The 19,458-nt window shown below is 59.4% G+C and carries 15 protein-coding genes, 1 tRNA gene and 1 pseudogene; 13 read left to right on the forward strand and 4 right to left on the reverse strand.

What is annotated here, in order from left to right; all coding sequences use genetic code 11:
- The first annotated feature begins 27 nt into the window (after nt 1-27).
- From ACQ4V8_RS17610 to ACQ4V8_RS17650, 9 genes are all read left to right on the forward strand, one after another.
- Entirely contained in the window at nt 28-1,299 is a 1,272-nt protein-coding gene (locus ACQ4V8_RS17610) for a glutamate-5-semialdehyde dehydrogenase (RefSeq protein ID WP_436571926.1), read from the forward strand.
- An 84-nt stretch (nt 1,300-1,383) separates the two neighbouring features.
- Nucleotides 1,384-1,821 (forward strand): CopD family protein, encoded by a 438-nt coding sequence (locus ACQ4V8_RS17615; RefSeq protein ID WP_010401744.1) that lies wholly within the window; start codon nt 1,384-1,386, stop codon nt 1,819-1,821.
- Nucleotides 1,822-1,831: 10 nt separating this feature from the next.
- Nucleotides 1,832-2,449, forward strand: a complete 618-nt coding sequence (locus ACQ4V8_RS17620) for a 2-hydroxychromene-2-carboxylate isomerase (RefSeq protein ID WP_010401743.1) — start codon at nt 1,832-1,834, stop codon at nt 2,447-2,449.
- Nucleotides 2,450-2,535: 86 nt separating this feature from the next.
- On the forward strand, nt 2,536-3,738 hold the full coding sequence (locus ACQ4V8_RS17625; protein ID WP_436571927.1) for a THUMP domain-containing class I SAM-dependent RNA methyltransferase: 1,203 nt from the start codon (nt 2,536-2,538) through the stop codon (nt 3,736-3,738).
- A gap of 151 nt (nt 3,739-3,889) precedes the next feature.
- A complete protein-coding gene (locus ACQ4V8_RS17630) occupies nt 3,890-5,170 on the forward strand; it encodes a multidrug effflux MFS transporter (RefSeq protein WP_436571928.1) in 1,281 nt (426 codons plus the stop codon).
- Between the two features lie 203 nt (nt 5,171-5,373).
- Complete coding sequence (locus ACQ4V8_RS17635; RefSeq protein WP_043462942.1) at nt 5,374-7,527, forward strand: HDOD domain-containing protein; 2,154 nt, start codon at nt 5,374-5,376, stop codon at nt 7,525-7,527.
- Nucleotides 7,527-9,737 (forward strand): EAL domain-containing response regulator, encoded by a 2,211-nt coding sequence (locus ACQ4V8_RS17640; protein ID WP_010401739.1) that lies wholly within the window; start codon nt 7,527-7,529, stop codon nt 9,735-9,737. The genes ACQ4V8_RS17635 and ACQ4V8_RS17640 overlap by 1 nt, the downstream gene beginning before the upstream one ends.
- A gap of 3 nt (nt 9,738-9,740) precedes the next feature.
- On the forward strand, nt 9,741-11,318 hold the full coding sequence (locus ACQ4V8_RS17645) for an SEL1-like repeat protein (protein ID WP_070346112.1): 1,578 nt from the start codon (nt 9,741-9,743) through the stop codon (nt 11,316-11,318).
- Between the two features lie 179 nt (nt 11,319-11,497).
- A complete protein-coding gene (locus ACQ4V8_RS17650; RefSeq protein WP_436571929.1) occupies nt 11,498-12,202 on the forward strand; it encodes a DUF4197 domain-containing protein in 705 nt (234 codons plus the stop codon).
- Between the two features lie 140 nt (nt 12,203-12,342).
- Here the strand turns inward: ACQ4V8_RS17650 and rfbD are convergent, their stop codons facing one another.
- The 4 genes from rfbD to rfbB are packed head-to-tail and all read right to left on the reverse strand — an operon-like array spanning nt 12,343 to nt 15,818.
- Nucleotides 12,343-13,215 (reverse strand): dTDP-4-dehydrorhamnose reductase, encoded by an 873-nt coding sequence (gene rfbD, locus ACQ4V8_RS17655; RefSeq protein WP_436571934.1) that lies wholly within the window; start codon nt 13,213-13,215, stop codon nt 12,343-12,345.
- Nucleotides 13,216-13,255: 40 nt separating this feature from the next.
- On the reverse strand, nt 13,256-13,801 hold the full coding sequence (gene rfbC, locus ACQ4V8_RS17660; RefSeq protein ID WP_010401734.1) for a dTDP-4-dehydrorhamnose 3,5-epimerase: 546 nt from the start codon (nt 13,799-13,801) through the stop codon (nt 13,256-13,258).
- Between the two features lie 44 nt (nt 13,802-13,845).
- On the reverse strand, nt 13,846-14,739 hold the full coding sequence (gene rfbA / locus ACQ4V8_RS17665; RefSeq protein WP_010401730.1) for a glucose-1-phosphate thymidylyltransferase RfbA: 894 nt from the start codon (nt 14,737-14,739) through the stop codon (nt 13,846-13,848).
- Complete coding sequence (gene rfbB, locus ACQ4V8_RS17670; protein ID WP_010401729.1) at nt 14,739-15,818, reverse strand: dTDP-glucose 4,6-dehydratase; 1,080 nt, start codon at nt 15,816-15,818, stop codon at nt 14,739-14,741. Before rfbB ends, rfbA begins: the two co-directional genes overlap by 1 nt.
- Nucleotides 15,819-16,147: 329 nt before the next feature.
- On the opposite strand from rfbB, the gene ACQ4V8_RS17675 reads away from it, so the two are divergent.
- From ACQ4V8_RS17675 to ACQ4V8_RS17690, 4 genes and pseudogenes are all read left to right on the forward strand, one after another.
- Nucleotides 16,148-16,221: transfer RNA gene (locus ACQ4V8_RS17675), tRNA-Gly, on the forward strand.
- A 340-nt stretch (nt 16,222-16,561) separates the two neighbouring features.
- Nucleotides 16,562-17,719 (forward strand): Fic family protein, encoded by a 1,158-nt coding sequence (locus ACQ4V8_RS17680; RefSeq protein WP_436571930.1) that lies wholly within the window; start codon nt 16,562-16,564, stop codon nt 17,717-17,719.
- A 268-nt stretch (nt 17,720-17,987) separates the two neighbouring features.
- Nucleotides 17,988-18,755, forward strand: a pseudogene (locus ACQ4V8_RS17685) (phage portal protein); the annotation flags it as partial.
- A complete protein-coding gene (locus tag ACQ4V8_RS17690; RefSeq protein WP_436571931.1) occupies nt 18,752-18,967 on the forward strand; it encodes a hypothetical protein in 216 nt (71 codons plus the stop codon). The pseudogene ACQ4V8_RS17685 and the gene ACQ4V8_RS17690, both read left to right, overlap by 4 nt.
- Nucleotides 18,968-19,458: the final 491 nt, after the last annotated feature.

Consider the following 19,458-nt stretch of genomic DNA (forward strand, 5'->3'; position numbering starts at 1 on the left):
TAAATATGGATGGAAGCGGATACGAGCATGGATATCTCTGAATATATGCAGGACGTCGGTATGCGCGCGCGCGCGGCATCGCGCGCCATGGCGCGTGCTGACAGCGCCACGCGCAACCGCGCCTTGAGCCTGATCGCCGCCGCCATCGTGCGCGATGCCGATCTGCTGCGCGCGGCCAATCAGCGCGACCTCGATGCGGCGGCCGCCGCCGGTCTGGCGCCAGCCATGCTCGACCGTCTGACCTTATCCGACGCCGCCATCGCCAGCATGGTTGAAGGCTTGACGCAGATCGTTGCGCTGGCCGATCCGATCGGCGAAATATCGAACATGAAATATCGTCCGACGGGCATTCAGGTGGGGCAGATGCGCGTGCCGCTGGGCGTCATCGGCATCATCTATGAAGCGCGTCCGAACGTGACGATAGACGCCGCCGGCCTGTGCATCAAGAGCGGCAACGCGACGATTTTACGCGGCGGTTCGGAAGCGATTCATTGCAACCGTGCGCTGGCCAAGCTGGTGGCAGAGGGCTTGCTGGGAGCAGGTCTTCCGGCCGATGCCGTGCAAGTGATCGACACCACCGACCGCGCCGCCGTCGGCTGTCTGATCACCATGCCGCAATACGTGGACGTCATCGTGCCGCGCGGCGGCAAGGGACTGATCGCACGCCTGATGGAAGAGGCGACCGTGCCGATGATCAAGCACCTCGATGGCATCTGCCACGTGTATATCGACGCCAAGGCCGATATCAGGAAAGCGATTGATATCGGCTTCAACGCGAAGTGCCATCGCTACGGCACCTGCAACACCATGGAAACGCTGCTGGTGTCGCGCGCCATCGCCGCCAGCGTACTGCCACAGCTGGCCGAACTGTACCTGAGCAAGCAGGTGGAACTGCGTGCCGATCCTGAAAGCCATGCGATTCTGGCTGCCGCTTCCTATCCGCATCTGGTGCCGGCCACCGAGGAAGACTGGCGCACCGAATACCTGGCGGCGATCCTGTCGGTGAAGGTAGTCGACGGCATCGACGAAGCGATGGACCACATTAATCAGTATTCGTCCAAGCACACGGAGTCCATCATCACGGAAGACTACAGCGCTGCGCTGCGCTTCCTGCGCGAAGTCGATTCCGCCTCGGTGATGGTGAACGCCTCGACGCGTTTCGCCGATGGTTTTGAATATGGCCTGGGCGCCGAGATCGGCATCTCGAACGACAAGCTGCACGCGCGCGGCCCGGTGGGACTGGAAGGCCTGACATCACTCAAGTACGTGGTCTTTGGCCACGGTGAAGTGCGCAAGTAAGAATGGTATGTAGTACGTCTTCGCGGGCGGCCCACAAGGTGGCCCGTGCTCTCATTTCTGTAGCTATCTGACACTGGGAACCCCATGCTCTATCTCTGGATCAAAGCCTTGCACATCGTCTTTGTTACATCCTGGTTTGCCGGCCTGTTTTATTTGCCGCGTATTTTCGTGAACCTGGCGATGGAGACGGAAACGGTAGCCACCGAGCGCCTGTTACTGATGGCGCGCAAACTGTACCGCTTCATGTCGGTGCTGGCGCTGCCGGCGATGGTGCTGGGGCTGGTGTTGATGTGGATGATGTTTGGTGGCGGGGAAGGCCGCGTGAAGATACCGGGCTGGATGCACGCCAAGCTGACCTTCGTGGTGCTGCTGCTCGGCTATCACCACGCCTGCGGCGCTATCTTGCGCAAGTTTGAAAAAGGTCTCAACAAGCGCAGCCATACCTGGTTCCGCTGGTTCAATGAAGTGCCGGTGGTAATGCTGTTGGTCGTCGTCGTGCTGGTCGTGGTCAAGCCTTTCTAGGGGAATCGAGATGAGTGCAAGCCAGAGCAAAGTCGTGCAGTATTTCTTCGCGCCCCACTCGCCATGGACCTACCTGGGTCACGCGCGCCTGATGGCCATCGCCGCGAAGACCGGCGCACAGATCGACATTCGTCCCTTTGACCTGGGCAAGGTCTTCAGCGTCTCGGGCGGCCTGCCGCTGGCCAAGCGCGCGCCGCAGCGCCAGGCGTATCGCCTGGCCGAACTGGCGCGCTGGTCGGCTTACCTGCAAGTGCCGCTGACCCTGCAGCCGAAGTTCTTCCCCGTGTCGCCGGAAGCGTCTGCCAAGCTCATCATCGCGACGCGATTGGCGCATGGCGTGGAAGCATCGCTGAAGCTGGCGCACGCTATCATGCGCGGCCTGTGGGCCGAAGAGCGCAACATCGGCGACGAGGAAACCCTGGTGCAGATCGCGCTCGATGCCGGTCTTGATGGCCGCCAGTTGCTGAAAACATCGGACACGGCCAGCGTGCAGGCCGAGTACGATGCCAACACGGAGGCCGCGACTGCCGCCAGCGTCTTCGGCTCGCCGTGGTACATCGTCGATGGCGAAGGATACTGGGGCCAGGACCGCCTCGATTTTGTCGAGCGCGCGCTGGAGATGTTGTAGTTGTAGGTCGGATTAGCGCTGCGCGCGTAATCCGACAAGTTTTGAAATTTTTAGTTAATTGTTTTTCAACGGATAAAAGGTACACCATGGCTTCATATTTTTGCCCATGCCCGCGTGGCATGGAAGCGGCACTGGCCGAGGAACTGGGCGAGATTGCCCAGGATAGTACGACCATGAAGGTGCATAACCAGGTGCCGGGCGGTGTACACTGCTCGGGCGACCTGCTCGATTCCTACCGCATCAACCTGCATTCGCGCATCGCTTCGCGCGTGCTGATGCGCATGGCCCATTCCGGCTACAAGACGGAAAACGATATTTATGACCTGACCCTGGCGCAATCCTGGGAAGACTGGTTCGGCGTGCACCACACCATCCGTGTCGACGTCACGGCCGTGAAGTCGCCGCTGCGCAGCCTGGAATTTACCACCCTGAAGATCAAGGATGCGATCTGCGACCGCTTCCGCGACCAGTTCAACGAACGGCCATCGGTCAACACCAAGACGCCGGACATGCGCATCGTCGGCTTCCTCGACGCGCACACGTTTACGGTCTACCTCGACACCTCGGGCGAAGCCCTGTTCAAGCGCGGCTGGCGTGAAGAGACGGGCGACGCACCGCTGCGCGAAAACCTGGCCGCTGGCCTGTTGCGCGTGTCGGGCTGGAAGCCGGGCATGGTGCTGTTTGACCCGATGTGCGGTTCCGGCACCATCCTGGCCGAAGCGGCGCAGATGCTGCAAGGCATTCCACCGGGCGCCTCGCGCCAGTTCGCCTTCGAAAACTTCCACGACTTCGACCCAGCGCCGTGGAATGCCATGAAAAACGCCATCAAGGTCAATCCGCTGCCTGCCGAACCGACCATTTTCGGCAGCGACATCTCGGGCGACATGGTGGCCATGACGCGCCATAACCTGCGTTGTGCCGGCGTGCGCTTCGACGTACCCTTGAAACAGATCGAGGCACAGGAAGTCAAACCGCCAAGCGACGTGCCGGGCATCATGCTGACCAACCCGCCATACGGCGAGCGTATCGGCGTGCGCGGCGATAGCACCATTCCGGAAGATGAACTGTCGACGTCCTTCTATTCGGCCATGGGCACGACGCTCAAGCAGCGCTTCGCTGGCTGGACCGTATTCCTGTTTACGGCCGACCTGGGCCTGCCCAAGCTGCTGCGCCTGAAAGAAGCGCGCAAGACGCCATTCTTCAACGGTGCGCTGGAATGCCGTTTGTTCCGTTTCGATATGGTGGCAGGCTACAACCGCCGCGAAGAAGCAAAGCCTAAAAATATCTGATTAAACCTACTGCGCGTCGTGACTTGCGGCCTGTGGTGTTCACCGTACTGAAGTACGGTTGCGCTCTGGGCCACAATTGACTTGCGCTCGCTACGGCTTTCTCAGATATTTTGGCAGCTGAGAAAGCCGGATGTGTCACCCTGGACCCGCCATGTTTCCCATCCCTCCGGCCAACGTGCCGCCCGACCCGGTCACGCCCGTTCCGCCGCCCGCCCCTAGCCATATGGCGCCGCTGAGCCGTGGTGCGCTGGCCGTGATGCTGGCTGGCATGTCGATGCTCGGCCCCCTGTCGATCGACACGTATCTGCCGGCCTTTGGCGCGATCCAGGATTCGCTGCAAGCGTCACCGCTGGAAGTGCAGCAGTCGCTGACGTTCTACATGCTCGCTTTTGCCGGCATGGTGCTGTGGCATGGTGCGATCTCGGACACGTTTGGCCGGCGCAATGTCATCCTGGTGTCGCTGCTGATGTTTGCCATCGGCTCGCTCGGCTGTGCCTCGGCGCACACGGTGCACTATCTGTGGTTCTTCCGTATGATGCAGGGCATGTCAGCCGGCGCTGGCGTAGTGATCAGCCGCGCCATCATCCGCGACCTGTATGCCGATGCGGCAGCGGCGCGGTTGCTGTCGCTGGTGACGATGATCTTTTCCATCGCCCCGGCCGTGGCGCCGATTCTGGGTGGCTGGATCGTCATCTGGTTCGACTGGCGCTCGATCTTCCTGTTCCTCGCCCTTTACACGGTGATCTTGCTGGCCTTTTGCTACTGGCGCCTGCCTGAAACTTTGCCTTTGGCCAAACGCCAGCCTTTCAATCCCCGTTTCCTGGCATCGAGCTATGGACAGATCCTGCGCTCGCCGCTGTTCCACATCAAGGCCGGCATCGTCGCGCTCAATTTCGCCGGTTTGTTCCTGTTCATCACGGCAGCGCCGGAAATGCTGCCCAAGCAGCTGCACCTGGGACCATCGCAGTTTGGCTGGCTGTTCATTCCGTGCGTGAGCGGGATTTTCATGGGCGCCCTGGCGGCCAACCGTATCGCCGGCAAGGTAACGTTCGCGCGCCAGATCGGCATCGGCTTCACCTTCTTGCTGTGCGCGGCCAGCGTCAATGTCGCTTACCATCTGTTTTTGCCACCATCGCTGCCCTGGTCAGTGCTGCCATTGTTCTTCTACACTTTCGGCATGTCGCTGGTGGGGCCGGGCGCGACCCTGCTGGCGCTCGACCTGTTCCCGCATATCCGCGGCACTGTCGCCTCGTGCCAGTCGTTCGCCAGCACCTTGCTGGGCGCTGTGGTGGCTGGCGTGATCTCGCCGCTGCTGTCCGGTTCCGTGCTGTGGCTGGCGTCGGGCCAACTGGCGTTCACGGGCTTGGCGCTGGTCCTGTGGCTGATCTCGCGGCGCTTTCGCCAGCGTTTGCTGGGTGCATTCAAGGCATAAGTTTTCTTGATGGAACGCTGGATTTTTTTCAACTTAATTTTCTGTATTGCAAGTAATATCGAGCGCTTATGATAAGATGATTTTTTTCCCGGCATCCTCTCAGGCAGTCTATTTTTGGGTTACAGGAGTGGGGGATTGCTCTGAACGTGGCCGCGCTTTGCTGCTGAGCGCTCTTCCTTTTCGAACCGGTAATGCCTGATACGATGCATCAATCTGATCAAGATATTCGCAATCGCCTGCTGATTGCCCGCCTGCCGGCCATGCCGCAGATTCTCATTAAGCTGATCGCCCACCTGCAGGCCGACGATGTCGGCATGCCAGAGTTGGCCGCCCTGATCGCCAAGGATGCGGGCATGACCAGCAAGATCCTCGGCGTGGCCAACAGCTCGGCCTACCATCGTCATGGCAAGGTCGTCAGCCTGGAACAGTCGCTCGTGTCGCTGGGTACGGATATGATCAAGACCCTGGTCATCAGCGAATCGGTCTTCCAGACCTTCAACAGTTTTCCCCATTCCGGCAGCACGGATTTGCGTGCTTTCTGGAAAAGCTCTCTGTCGGCCGCCGTCATGACGCGCGCGATTGCCAAGGCCATGGCCTATCCGCACGTCGAAGAAGCGTACCTGGCGGGCTTGCTGCACAATGTCGGTCGACTGGCTTTGCTCGCTGCGGCGCCGAAGGAATACGCGTTCAATTTTACGGCGCGCGACGATGCCGCCCTGTGCGCTGTCGAGCAGCGCACCTTGCAGATCACGCATGCCGAAGCGGGTGCCTGGCTGATCGAGCGCTGGCATCTCGATTCCTTCCTGGCCGACAGCGTGCTGTATCACCATGAGCCGCTGGCGCGCCTGGAGGCCAGTCATCCATTGATACGCATCGTGCGCCTGGCGCACCTGTTGTGCTGCCACGCCGACGATGCGGAATCGATTGCGCAGGCGGCGCAGCTATGCGCGCTGGAAGTGGAGGTACTGGAAAATCTGTCCGGCAGCGTCGCGCGTCAGGTGGAGCAGGCGGCGCAGCACCTGGGTATTGACCTGGCCGGCGCAGACGATATCGTCACCCCGCCGGCGTATGCTTCGCCACCCGTCGATCCGGTGCAGCAGCGCCTGTCCGACGAAGTGCGCAATATGGTGCTGGTATCCGAAGTGGGCCAGACCTTTGCCCGCCAGCAGAGCGAGAGCAGCCTGCTCGAAGCCATCACGCGCTCGGCGCGCATCCTGTTTGACTTTGAAACTGCCGTCATCCTGCTGCAAAACTCTACCGGCCATGCGCTGGTGGGTGTGGCGGCCGGCGAACATCAGCAGCGTCTGGCCGGCTTCTCTATCCCGCTGGCCAAGGGCGGTCCGCTGGCCGTTTCGGCACTCGAGTGCCAACTGGCGTTCTTGAAGCGCGACATGCCGGCGCTGGGCATTGTCGAGGAGCAGCTATTCCGCATCCTCGGCACCGACAGCCTGGTCTGCCTGCCCTTGGTGGCGGGCCAGCGCAGCCTTGGGGTGCTGATAGGCGGTGTGGCGGCGTGGCAGATTGGCGCTTGCCAGAAGCGCCAAGGTTTCTTGCGCGCGTATGCCAACCAGGCCGCCGTTGCGCTGGAAACGGCCGTCAATGCGCGCGGCCAGGCACGGCGCCAGCTCGACCACGTGGCCGAGGAATACCGTGCCGCGTCGCGCCGTGTCGTGCATGAAGTGAATAATCCGCTGTCCATCATCAAGAACTACCTGAGCGTACTCGATCACAAGCTGGAGAAACGCGAGCCGGTCAGCGGCGAGATGGCTATCCTGAACGAGGAAATCGACCGCGTCGGGCAGTTGATCGGCGGCCTGGCTGATTTGCAGCCCGTGGATGCGGGCAGCGTCACCGATTGCGCGCGCGTGGTCGACGATGTGCTGCGCTTGTTCCGCGTCACCGACTTCCTGCCGCCGAAAATCGAGGTGGTCACGCGCATGCGCGACGCGCCATGCGAGGTAGAGGCCGATGCCGACATGCTCAAGCAAATCCTGCTCAACCTGCTGAAAAACGCCGTCGAAGCACTGCCCGATGGCGGGCGTATCGAAGTGGTGAACCGGGGCCACATCAACCGGGACCGTCGTCTGTATCTGGAATTGTGCGTCAGCGATAATGGTGCTGGCCTGGCGCCGGAGGTGCTGGCCAATCTGTTTTCTCCCGTGCGCAGCAACAAGGAGGGAGCGCATCATGGCCTGGGCTTGTCCATCGTGCATGACCTGGTCACGCGCCTGCATGGCGTGATTGGCTGCCGCAGCAGCAAGTCCGGCACGTCGTTTGAAATTTTACTTCCCATTCCCGTGCCGACGAGCGCTGCAGCCGCGCTGCCTGCGCCCGGCAAGGCCGCCTTGTCTGCGTAATGTCCATGAACTCCTTTGCCATTCCATTTGACCTGAAAAACAGCCCGCGCATCCTGCTGGTCGACGACGAGCCCCGCCTGCTCGCCTCCCTCCACGAATTGCTGAAAGACCGCGGCTACCAACTGTACACGGCCACCTGTGGCAGCGAGGCGCTGGCGCAGTTGTCGAAACTGCGCTTCGACCTGATCCTGCTCGATTTGCGCCTGCCCGACATGAGCGGCCATGAAATCATGGACCACATCAACCGGCGCGGCATCGAGGGCGACGTGATCGTCATGAGCGGCGACGTTGGCATCGAAGCCGCCATCGGCGCCCTGAAACGTGGCGCCTATGATTATTTGCGCAAGCCCTATAGCCGCGAGGAGCTGCTCAAGACGGTGGAGAACGCGCTGCAAAAGCGCAAGCTGGCGCTGGAGAACGAGCGCATCGCGCTGCAGCTGGAAAACTCGGAAAAGATGTACCGCTATCTGGTCGACAGCTCGCCCGACATCATCTACACCTTGAACCACGAAGGCCGCATTACCTTCATCAACGACAGGGTGCACCAGTTGCTGGGCTTTAGCCGCGAAGAGCTGATCGGCAGCCATTATTCGATCCTCGTGCACGATGAAGATCAGGAGCGGGCGCGCTATGCCTTCAATGAGCGCCGTCTCGACGAGCGCGCCTCGCGCAATGTGGAACTGCGCCTGAAGTGCCATAGCGGCAGCGGCAGCGACCGCACCTTCAACAATACCCTGATGACGATTCCGCTCAATTCGATCGGCATGCACAGCCTCGATCACGAGGCCCGGAAGCAGGAATACTTTGGCACCTACGGCGTGGCGCGCGACATCACCGACCGCAAGCGCGCCGAGGAAGTCATTTCTTATCAGGCTTATCACGATATCCTGACGGACCTGCCGAACCGCATGCTGTTCAATGATCGCCTGGGCCTGGCCGTGATCCAGGCGCGGCGCAAGCTGACGGAACTGGCCGTGATGTTCATCGATCTGGATCGCTTCAAGCTGGTCAACGATACCCTGGGCCACGTCAAGGGCGATGAGTTGCTGCAGCAGGTGGCGCTGCGCCTGAAGGATTGTTTGCGCCGCGGCGATACGCTGGCGCGCCAGGGTGGCGATGAGTTCACCATCGTTCTACCGGAACTGCGCGACCGCCAGGATGCGCGCCTGATCGCCGACAAATTCCTTGAATGCCTGCACCAGCCTTTCGACCTCGATGGCAACCAGGTGCATATTTCGGCGTCCATCGGCATCGCCATCTATCCGGGCGACGGCGAGACCATCGACGAGCTGTTGCGCCATGCCGACATTGCCATGTATCAGGTCAAGGCGTTGGGCAAGAACGGCCATAGTTTTTATCATGAATCGATGCTCGATGTGTCGCACCAGAAGATCGCGCTCGAGCAGAGCTTGCGCAAGGCGCTGGAGCTGAACCAGCTGGAAATGTATTACCAGCCGCAGGTGGATGTGACGACGGGCCGCATCGTTGGCGCCGAAGGCCTGATGCGCTGGAACCATCCGCAGCGGGGCTTGCTGACGGCCGGCGAATTCCTGCCGTTTGCCGAGGAAAACGGCTTGATGCTGCCGATCTCGGACTGGATGCTGGGCGCCTTGTGCCGCGATCTGGTGCAGTGGAACGCGGCCGGTGGCGAAGCCGTGCGCCTGTCGCTCAATTTGTCGCCGCAATACCTGGACCGGGGCGACTTTTTCGAAAAGATGCGCGGCGCGCTGACGCGCTATGGCATCGCGCCGGGAAAGATCGAAGTGGAAATCACGGAAAACATCTGCATCCGCAATCCGCAATATGCGATCGAGCAGTTGAACAAGCTATGCCAGCTGGGCGTGTCGGTCGCCATCGACGATTTCGGCACCGGCTATTCCTCGCTGTCGTATCTGCACCGCTTCCCCATCCACACCATCAAGATTGATCAGTCCTTCGTCAAGGAAGTCCACGACGAGCACGGACACTATCCCGTCATCCTGGCCATCATCTCGATCGCGCGCGGACTGGGCCTGCACCTGATTGCCGAAGGCGTGGAAACGGAAAGCCAGGCGCGTTATCTGCAGGACAAGGGCTGCACCACGATGCAGGGCTATCTGTACCACCGGCCCATTTCCCTGGGCAGCTTCATCGGCGTGCTGCAAGAGCAGAACCGCCTGATCGCCGATGTTGGATCGGACACACTACAGCCGCTGGCTATCGAGGCCTGATCCATGCCGCCAGCCGATCCTCGCTACACTGCCGACCCTCGCTACACTGCCGATTACCTGCGCCTGAAAGGACTGGCCGAGAAGGGCAATGCGAATGCCCAGCACAGCCTGGGCTTCATGTATTTCAACGGCCAGGGTATCGAACAAAGCTATGCGCAGGCATTGCATTGGTATCGCCTGGCTGCCGCGCAGGGGCTCGAGCATGCGCAATACAACCTGGGCGTCATGTGCCAGAAGGGGCAGGGCGTGGCACAGGATTTTGTGCAGGCTGCGCACTGGTACCAGAAGGCGGCCGAGCAGGGTTATGCGGCGGCGCAGTACAACCTGGGCTGGCTGTATGCCAAGGGCCAGGGTATGGCGCAAGATAGCGCGCTAGCCATGCTGTGGTTCAGCCGCGCGGCCGAGCAGGGCGACGCCGGCGCGCAAAATAATCTGGGCATGATGTATGACAATGGCAAGGGCGTGCCGCAGGATTTCGTGCAAGCCATCAATTGGTACCGCAAGGCTGCCGAGCAGGGTTATGCGCGCGCCCAGTTCAACCTGGGCCTGCGCTATGACAATGGTCAGGGCGTGCGACAGGACCGCCAGCAGGCGACTGCCTGGCTGCGCAAAGCGGCCGAGCAGGGCTATGCGCCGGCCCAGTTCAACCTGGCGCTGCGCTATGAAAACGGTGACGTGCTGGCGCAGGACAGCGGACAGGCGATCAGCTGGTACCGGCGCGCCGCCGAGCAAGGCCACGCCAGTTCACAGTTCAATCTGGGCCTGATTTACGACAATGGCCAGGGCGTGCCCTGCGATAAGCAGGCCGCACTCGACTGGTATAGCAAGGCGGCAGGGCAGGGCCACGCGGCGGCCCAGCACAACCTGGGCCTGCACCATGAACATGGCGCGCAAGACTATACCCAGGCGCAGGTGTTCTACCGCCAGGCGGCCGCGCAGGGCTTTCCCGCCGCGCAGTATCAGCTGGGACTGTTGCATGAGCATGGGCAGGGTACGCCAGTCGATGCGCAGGAAGCCATCTTCTGGTATCGCAAGGCAGCCGACCAGGGACACGTGCGAGCGCAGTTCGACCTCGGCCTGCGCTATGAACATGGCCAGGGTGTGCCGCAGGATTTGGCGCTGGCGCTGGAGTGGTACCGCCGCGCCGCCGAGCAAGATTACGCGCCGGCGCAATACATGCAGGGCGTCTTGCACGACCGCGACGATGGCCCGGCGCCCGATAGCCAGCTGGCCTGCGCCTGCTATTGCCGCGCCGCCGCGCAGGGCCACAGCCTGGCCCAGTTTGCGCTTGGCCTGCGGCATGATAATGGCCAGGATGTACCGCAGGATTATGCTGCCGCCTGGGATTGGTATGCGCTGGCCGCGCGCCAGGGGCATGCACGGGCGCAAATGAACCTGGGCCTGATGGCGGCCAGCGGCCAGGGCGGTCCGCTCGACTTGCAGCAGGCGTATATCTGGTTGTCGATGGCCGAGGCGGCCGGCGTAGCCGGTGCGGAAAAATCCTTGCGCCAGACAGCGGCGCGCATGCGTGAAACGGATCTGGCGCGCGTGCGCGAACATCTGGCGGTGATCGCCGGCTAAGCTTCGCCGCCGCCGTTAGCGTGCGCGGCTATAACAGCAGGTGCGGTAGTGTCCTGCCCCTGCGCCATCTGCAGCCCCCTTGTTTGTTCCGCTCACAAAAAATGCTGCAGCATTTGCAGTTTTGATGTGCTAAGGTTCCACAAGAAGGTGGTCTATACATTCTTTACAATAGGAAAACCATGCGCCTGAACCCTTTCCCTGGCCGTCCGGCCGTCATCCTGTGTGCGTTGGCGCTGCTGTCGTCTGGCGCCAGCGCCGCCAATGTCTTCGATGCCCTCAGCAACAAGGATGCCAGCAATGGCTTGAAAGCGGCACTGGAAACCGGTTCCGCTGCCGCCGTATCGAAACTGGGCGTCGAGAACGGCTTCCTGAACAACGACAAGGTCAAGATCAAGCTGCCCGGCATCCTGGAGCAAGCCCAGCCTTTACTGAAAATGACGGGCCGCGGCCAGCAATTGGACGATCTGGTGGTGGCGATGAACCGTGCCGCCGAATCGGCCGTGCCCATGGCCAAGCCTTTGCTGCTCGATGCGGTCAAGTCGATGAGCGTGAGCGATGCGAAAAATATCCTGTCCGGTGGCGATACATCGGTGACGGACTTTTTTCGCCAGAAAACATCGGCGCCGCTCGCTGTCAAATTCATGCCCATCGTGAAATCCGTCACCGACCGTTCCGGTCTGGCCAGCAAATACAACAGTACCATGAGCCAGATCGGCAAGACCGGACTGGTGCCACCGCAGCAATCGACGGTGGAAGCTTACGTGACCGACCGGGCGATTGACGGCCTGTACCTGATGATAGGCGAGGAAGAAAAAGCCATCCGCAGTAATCCGCTCGCTTACGGCAGCAAGATAATCGGCAAAGTGTTTGGCAGCTTGAAGTGAGTGTTACAGCGTGCTGTATGGCCGCAGGCTGCGTTTGCCCCGCACTGACAGGTGTAGGAAATAGAGGGGGCAAGTTAAGCATTTACTACAAGAAAACAATGTTGAAATTCGGTGAGCGATCTTTTAGATCGGCTACCGCTTCAGTCCCGGCACAGCTTCAACGCTTCCTGCCATTCAGGCAGACCGCAAAAAGTATCGATCAGGCGTTGCGACGACAGTAGGGAATTGCTCGGGCGTTTCGCGGGAACCGGATAGTCTTTGGCCAGGATAGGCTTGAGCTTGGGCTTTTGATTGATCGATGCATGGGCCATGATTGCTTCAGTAAAACCGAACCAACTGGTCTTTCCCTGTGCCGTCAAATGATATAGCCCGGAGTGTGCTTGCCACCATGCTTGCAGGTCTCTTGCCGCCAGGCTTTGCGCCACGATTTGCGCCGTGGTATCGGCAATGGTACGGCTCCATGTCGGTGCACCAAACTGATCGGATACGATACTGAGTTCTTCGCGCTCCTTTGCCAGGCGCAGCATGGTCAACAGAAAGTTCTTGCCGTGCGTGCTATAGACCCAACTTGTGCGCAAAATAAGGTGCGCAATGCCGGTGGCCTGGATCGCCTGTTCGCCGGCCAGTTTGCTGCGGCCGTAGACATTGATCGGGCAGGTTGGATCAGTTTCGACGTAGGGACTATCTTTCGAGCCATCAAACACATAGTCGGTGCTGTAATGGATCATCGCGGCGCCCAGCTTTTTCGCTTCTTCCGCCATCACGCCCGGCGCCTCGCCATTGATGCGCAGTGCCAGTTCAGGCTCGCTTTCGGCCTTGTCGACGGCGGTGTAGGCGGCCGGGTTGACGATCAGCGTCGGCTTGATACGGCGGATCACATCGCGCACCTGGTCCAGATCGGCCAAGTCCATCTGGCTGCGCTCTAGCGCGATGATCTCGCCCAGACCTTGCAGGCTGCGTTCGAGTTCGTGGCCGACTTGGCCGGTTTTTCCTGTTATTAAGATACGGCTCATATTTGCTCGCGTGAGTGGTGGAGCGGCAGTTTTATCGTACTTAGGCGAAGAGGTCGGCATTGGCCAGCAATGTCGCAGCGCCATCCTTGCCCGACAATAGTGGTTCGCCGTCCAGCGGCCAGTCGATGCCGATTGCCGGGTCATTCCACAGGATGCTGCGCTCGAATTGCGGCGCCCAATAGTCGGTGGTCTTGTACAGGTACTCTGCGCTGTCGCTGGTGACCAGGAAGCCGTGGGCGAAACCTTCAGGTATCCATAGCTGGCGTTTGTTGGCGGCCGACAGGACTACGCCAACCCAGTGGCCGAAGGTTGGCGAGCTTTTGCGCAGGTCAACGACGACGTCGAACACGGCGCCAGCGATGACGCGTACCAATTTTCCCTGCGGTTGCTGGATCTGATAATGCAGGCCGCGCAAGACGCCCCTGGTCGACTTGGAATGATTGTCCTGCACGAAAGGTCGTGTAACGCCGGTCAGTTCGGCAAAGCGCTTCTGGTTGAAGCTTTCATAGAAAAAGCCGCGGTCGTCGTCGAACACGGTCGGTTCGAGTATGAGCACGTCAGGAATGGTTGTGTTCTGGATTTGCATGGTATTTCGGCATGGTATGAACTAGGTAGAAAGCGCTGCGCACCTCAGAATATCTTGTCGTTGAGCAGCCGCAACAGATATTGACCATAGGCGTTCTTCTTCAATGGCAGGGCCAATTTCTCGAGTTGGGCGCTATTGATATAGCCTTTGCGATAGGCGATTTCCTCAGGACAAGCCACTTTCAAACCCTGGCGGTTTTCGATGGTGGCGATGAACTGACCCGCTTCCAGCAAGGATTCATGCGTACCGGTATCGAGCCAGGCCATGCCGCGCCGCATCATTTGAACGTTCAACTGGCCGCGTTCCAGATAAACCCGATTGACGTCGGTAATTTCCAGTTCGCCGCGCACTGATGGTGCGATGCCGGCGGCAATATCGCACACCTGGCTGTCGTAGAAATACAGGCCGGTGACGGCATAGTTCGATTTTGGCTTGAGCGGCTTTTCTTCGATACTGACGGCGCGCCGTTGAGCGTCGAAGTCGACCACGCCATAGCGTTCCGGGTCGGTCACATGGTAGGCGAACACGGTCGAGCCGCTGGTGCGTGTCGATGCTTGCCGCAATTGCGCTTCGAAGTCGTTACCGTAAAAAATGTTGTCGCCTAAAATAAGCGCCGATAGTGCATCGCCGACGAATTTACGGCCAATGATGAACGCTTGCGCTAGGCCGTCGGGGTTGGGCTGTACGGCATAGGTCAGGCTGATGCCCCATTGGCTGCCGTCACCGAGCAACTCCTGGAAGCGTGGCGTATCTTGTGGCGTGGAGATGATCAGGATATCGCGTATGCCTGCCAGCATCAGGGTGGTCAGCGGATAATAAATCATCGGCTTGTCATACACGGGCAGCAGTTGCTTCGATATGGCCATGGTCACGGGGTACAGGCGCGTGCCTGAGCCACCTGCCAGGATGATACCTTTGCGTTCGATATTTTTTTTCATTATTGCTGCTCCTGGGCCGTGTCACGTGCGGCGTAATTTTTCTCTACCCACTTCAGATAATCGCCCGACTGCACGTCGCGCACCCAGGCTTGGTTGTCCAGGTACCACTGTACGGTCTTGCGTATGCCCGTGGCAAAAGTTTCAGCCGGTTTCCAGCCCAGTTCGCGCTCGATCTTGCGCGCGTCGATGGCATAGCGGCGGTCATGGCCGGGGCGATCTTGTACATAGGTTATTTGTTCGCGATAGCTGCCGGATGCTTTCGGGTCTAGCGCATCGAGGATGTCGCACAGGGTGTGCACGACTTCCAGATTGGCCATTTCATTCCAGCCGCCCACGTTGTAGACCTCGCCCAGGCGTCCTGCTTCCAGCACGCGGCGAATCGCCGCGCAATGGTCGCCCACATACAGCCAGTCGCGTACTTGCATGCCATCGCCGTAGATAGGCAAGGGCTTGCCGGCACGGGCGTTGCTGATGATGAGGGGAATCAGTTTTTCCGGGAAATGGAAAGAGCCATAGTTGTTCGAGCAGTTCGTCGTCAGCATCGGCATGCCATACGTATGGAAATAGGCGCGTACCAGATGGTCGGACGCTGCTTTCGAGGCCGAATATGGGCTGTTTGGCGCATAGGGGGTTGTTTCGGTGAATGGCGGGTCATTCGGTCCCAGGGTGCCATATACCTCGTCGGTCGAGACGTGCAGGAAGCGGAAGTTGTCCTTGGCTTCGCCTGTCAGGCCAGACCAGTAAGCGCGCGCCGCTTCGAGCAAACTGAAAGTGCCGTTGACGTTGGTCGCGATGAATTCACCGGGGCTATGGATCGACCGGTCGACATGGCTTTCCGCCGCAAAATGCACGACGGCGCGCGGCTGGTGTTCTGCCAGCAAGCGCGAGATAAGAACGGTATCGCAGATATCGCCACGTACAAAAATATGTCGTGGGTCTTGCTCAAGGCTGCCCAGATTGCTGAGGTTGCCAGCGTAAGTCAGTTTATCGAGGTTGATGATAGGCTCATCGTTGAGCGCCAGCCAGTCGCGTACAAAGTTGGAGCCGATGAAGCCGGCGCCGCCGGTCACTAAAATCATTTTACTTTCCTTTGCTCACTTGAACGAATTCACAGGCGTCCCCGAGTGTGCAAGCGTCGATGGACGACCTGACTGAACGGGCAGTTCTAAACTCCAAGCGCTATATTGGGTTAATTAACAGTATTGCTCGGGTGTTGTAGCGAGGCTATTTGCTGAGTATACACATAGGTCGTCGCGCATGGTCATGCCGACTGCGCGCTCTTGGGTGGTCAAATGTTGATCAATTTTTGCCATGGCGGCACCTCACAGGAAAAGGTGTGGGACTTGACCTTTGAGAACGTCCTGCAACGTTGCCAATAGCAGTGAAACCCGCGTAAAATACAGGCTTCGCGGGTGTAGCTCAATGGTAGAGCAGAAGCTTCCCAAGCTTACGACGAGGGTTCGATTCCCTTCACCCGCTCCAATGAAAAACGGCGGAAAACTGTTTTCGCCGCTCTACAAAGCAAAAATTGCTCCACAAAAGGCGCTCAGGCGAGCTTTTCAGGGCCATGGCTAGATTGCCTTTTGCGCAACAAATTTCACTCATTTCAATTGTTGTATAAGCAATTTCTCCATCTGTTCGCGCATGAGAAACTTGCATTAAAAGCCACAATCCTACCCGGAATTTTAGATGTCTTGACTTGTGAGTTTGGATTATTACATATGTGATATTCAGCGATGACGCGTAAGTATATGATTTTTAGGTGTATTATCTTGAAAATTAAACTTAATCCTTGGCGTCATTTAAGAAAAGCAGGATCGCTATGCCAGACTTCCACCACTTTGACCTGAAACTTTTAAATCCTTCGTTCGACTCACCGCTTGTCGATGTTCTAACGGAACTGGAACACTTGCGGCGATTGCAACTTGGGGGCACAACGCCCGCGTCAACCTTCTTCCAGCTCAAGCATATTTTCCACATGCTGGAAAGCCTCGGGTCTGCGCGAATCGAGGGCAACCATACGACTCTTGCAGACTACGTCGAGACTTCGGTGGAAGGGGGCACGAACGATAGCGACCAGGTGCGCGAGATCTCCAACATCGAAAAGGCGATGCAGTATATCGAGGATGTGGTGACGCCGAATTCCGCGGTCTCGGAACACTTCATCCGGGAGCTGCACGCCCTGGCAGTGCATGACCTGGAGAGAGAGGGCGACCGCACGCCTGGCGCATATCGAACGGGAGCGGTCCGCATTGCGAAGTCAGACCACCTTCCGCCAGATCCTGTCCTTGTACCTGGTTACATGGAAGAGCTGATGGGGTTCATCAATCGAGATGATCCTCCCAAGTATGCCTTGATCAAGGTTGCGTTGGCACATCATCGTTTTGGCTGGATTCACCCGTTTAGTAACGGCAATGGGCGCGTCGTGCGTTTGATGACCTATGCACTTCTGATCAAGTATGGCTTCAATGTCAAAACCGGCGGGCGGGTGTTGAACCCGACCGCTGTTTTTTGCAATGACCGCGAGCGCTACTATGCGATGCTGTCTTGCGCCGACAAGGGGACGGATGAAAGCCTGGATCGCTGGTGCACCTACGTTTTGCAAGGCATCCTGGATGAACTGCAAAAAGTTGACCGGCTGACGGACTACACTTTCTTGAAGGAAAAGATCCTGATTCCCGCGCTTGCCTATTCGGTCCAGCGGCAACTGATAACGCATGAGGAACAGGCGATTTTGCTTGAGGTGGTAAAGCTGGGCACCGCGAAATCTGGGGATCTGGCCAAGGTGATGCCTGGGCTAAATCCAGCTCAGCGCACCTACCAGATCAAGCGCCTGGTGGAAGGTAAGATGCTGCAGCCCATTAAGCCTGGCGCACGCCAGTACACGATGTGCTTTACGAATAACTACCTGCTTCGCGGGGCCATCAACGCGCTATCGAACGAGGGCTTCATCTCCGCGTCCTTGCTTGGCCCTGCGTAAGCAGGCATGCAAGGCGGCTTACCGCGTCGGCTCGACGATCTTCCCGCGTCGTAAGTAAAGCCGTTGCATGGTCCTCACGCTATCGTGCCCTAAAAGATCGCTGGCTGCCTGGTCGCCGTGTTGGTCCGAGGTGTCGTCCGCAACTTTTTCCCGTAGGTCATAGAACCAGAATTTTTTGATCTCCGGCTGCAGATCGGGATTCTTTTCGGCGGAGAGCCTTTTCGCCGCCCCCCCTGAGTAGCAGTTTATAAGCGCTGCTGATACGTACCTGTCGCGTGACGCCTTCAAGCGCATGGCTCTGGATTTCCTGACGTTCGGCAATGCCTACCTGGAAGACCGGCCCAGCCGCAGCGGCAAGGCGCTGGCGTACCAGCACGCCCTGGCCAAGTACATGCGGAGCGGCGTCGACCTCGATACGTATTTCTTTGTGAACGGCTATCAGGCTGTGCACCAGTTTGACAAGGGCCGCGTGTTCCACCTGATGGAACCGGACGTCAACCAGGAGCTGTACGGCGTGCCGCAGTACCTGAGCGCGCTGCAATCGGCCTGGCTCAACGAGGCGGCCACCCTGTTCCGCCGCAAGTACTACAAGAACGGCTCGCATGCGGGCTTTGTTTTCTATATGACCGACTCCGCCGCCAACACGCAGGACGTGGACAGCCTGCGCTAGGCCATGCGCGACAGCAAGGGGCCGGGCAACTTCCGCAACCTGTTCATGTACGCGCCGAACGGCAAGAAGGACGGCATCCAGATTTTGCCCGTGTCGGACGTGGCCGCCAAGGACGAGTTTTTCAACATCAAGAGCGTCACGCGCGACGACCAACTGGCCGCGCACCGCGTGCCGCCGCAACTGATGGGCATCCTGCCGAACAATGCCGGCGGCTTCGGCGCCGTCGAGCCTGCCGCGCGCGTCTTCGCGCGCAACGAGCTGGTGCCGCTGCAGTCGCAGTTCATGGCCATCAACGAGTGGGCCGGGGTGGAAGTGGTGAGGTTCGCCCCGTATGACCTGGCCACGGGCGGGGAGGGCACGGCATGAGCGACCATATCGACAACACCGACAAGATCATCTTTGCCGAGGTGGCGCGCGGCTTGGCCGCCGTGCGGCGCCGGCCCGCTCTGGTGGCGCACGGCTGCTGCCACTACTGCGACGAGCCGCTGGCGCCCGCGTTGCTGTTCTGCAACGTGGACTGCCGCGACGACTACGAGAAGGAGCAAGCGGCCAAGGCCCGCGCCGGCCGCACAGGATGACCGACACGCCGCGCTAGCCGGCAGGGCAGGGCCGCGATAGCCCAGCCGCGCCGGAGCGCCCAAGTTACCGCACAGGCCGCCCCCGAGGCGGCTTTTTCACGTCCCGACGAATGAAGTTGCTATGGATGCAAGAAAAAGGCCCATTTCGGCCCGGCGCGCGCAGTTGTCCCCCCTCCACACCTGCCCGCTATATAGGGGTCTTTTGACTCAAATGTGCGCCATGGCCGAAGGCGCATGAGGACTGGCGCGGCGGGGCGAAGAGGGGGCATGCGATTTGACGCATTTTGACGCATTTCAATCGAACAATGATATGTTTGCCGTAGGTGTAAAAAATGCACTAAATTCAAACAAAATCAACATGAAAATTTACTAACTGTTTAGTTTCGTGCGATCATATTCCTCGTCGCAGCATGGCCCTGTTTCGGGCCAAAGCTGTGCTTGACGAGTTGATCGGCGGTTTGCCACCGAGATCGTCCCACCAGTTTCAGCAC

It is taken from the genome of Janthinobacterium paucivorans, from assembly GCF_051380805.1.
Taxonomy (GTDB): Bacteria; Pseudomonadota; Gammaproteobacteria; order Burkholderiales; family Burkholderiaceae_D; genus Janthinobacterium; species Janthinobacterium lividum_D.

Bases quoted from the DNA above. Each gene is read 5' to 3' on its own strand.
- ACQ4V8_RS17630 (WP_436571928.1), top strand. From the start codon at position 3,890: ATGTTTCCCATCCCTCCGGCCAACGTGCCGCCCGACCCGGTCACGCCC.
- rfbA (WP_010401730.1), bottom strand. From the start codon at position 14,739: ATGAAAAAAAATATCGAACGCAAAGGTATCATCCTGGCAGGTGGCTCA.
- ACQ4V8_RS17690 (WP_436571931.1), top strand. From the start codon at position 18,752: ATGAGCGACCATATCGACAACACCGACAAGATCATCTTTGCCGAGGTG.
- ACQ4V8_RS17680 (WP_436571930.1), top strand. From the start codon at position 16,562: ATGCCAGACTTCCACCACTTTGACCTGAAACTTTTAAATCCTTCGTTC.
- ACQ4V8_RS17635 (WP_043462942.1), top strand. From the start codon at position 5,374: ATGCATCAATCTGATCAAGATATTCGCAATCGCCTGCTGATTGCCCGC.
- rfbB (WP_010401729.1), bottom strand. From the start codon at position 15,818: ATGATTTTAGTGACCGGCGGCGCCGGCTTCATCGGCTCCAACTTTGTA.
- ACQ4V8_RS17610 (WP_436571926.1), top strand. From the start codon at position 28: ATGGATATCTCTGAATATATGCAGGACGTCGGTATGCGCGCGCGCGCG.
- ACQ4V8_RS17650 (WP_436571929.1), top strand. From the start codon at position 11,498: ATGCGCCTGAACCCTTTCCCTGGCCGTCCGGCCGTCATCCTGTGTGCG.
- ACQ4V8_RS17645 (WP_070346112.1), top strand. From the start codon at position 9,741: ATGCCGCCAGCCGATCCTCGCTACACTGCCGACCCTCGCTACACTGCC.
- rfbC (WP_010401734.1), bottom strand. From the start codon at position 13,801: ATGCAAATCCAGAACACAACCATTCCTGACGTGCTCATACTCGAACCG.
- rfbD (WP_436571934.1), bottom strand. From the start codon at position 13,215: ATGAGCCGTATCTTAATAACAGGAAAAACCGGCCAAGTCGGCCACGAA.
- ACQ4V8_RS17620 (WP_010401743.1), top strand. From the start codon at position 1,832: ATGAGTGCAAGCCAGAGCAAAGTCGTGCAGTATTTCTTCGCGCCCCAC.
- ACQ4V8_RS17625 (WP_436571927.1), top strand. From the start codon at position 2,536: ATGGCTTCATATTTTTGCCCATGCCCGCGTGGCATGGAAGCGGCACTG.
- ACQ4V8_RS17615 (WP_010401744.1), top strand. From the start codon at position 1,384: ATGCTCTATCTCTGGATCAAAGCCTTGCACATCGTCTTTGTTACATCC.
- ACQ4V8_RS17640 (WP_010401739.1), top strand. From the start codon at position 7,527: ATGTCCATGAACTCCTTTGCCATTCCATTTGACCTGAAAAACAGCCCG.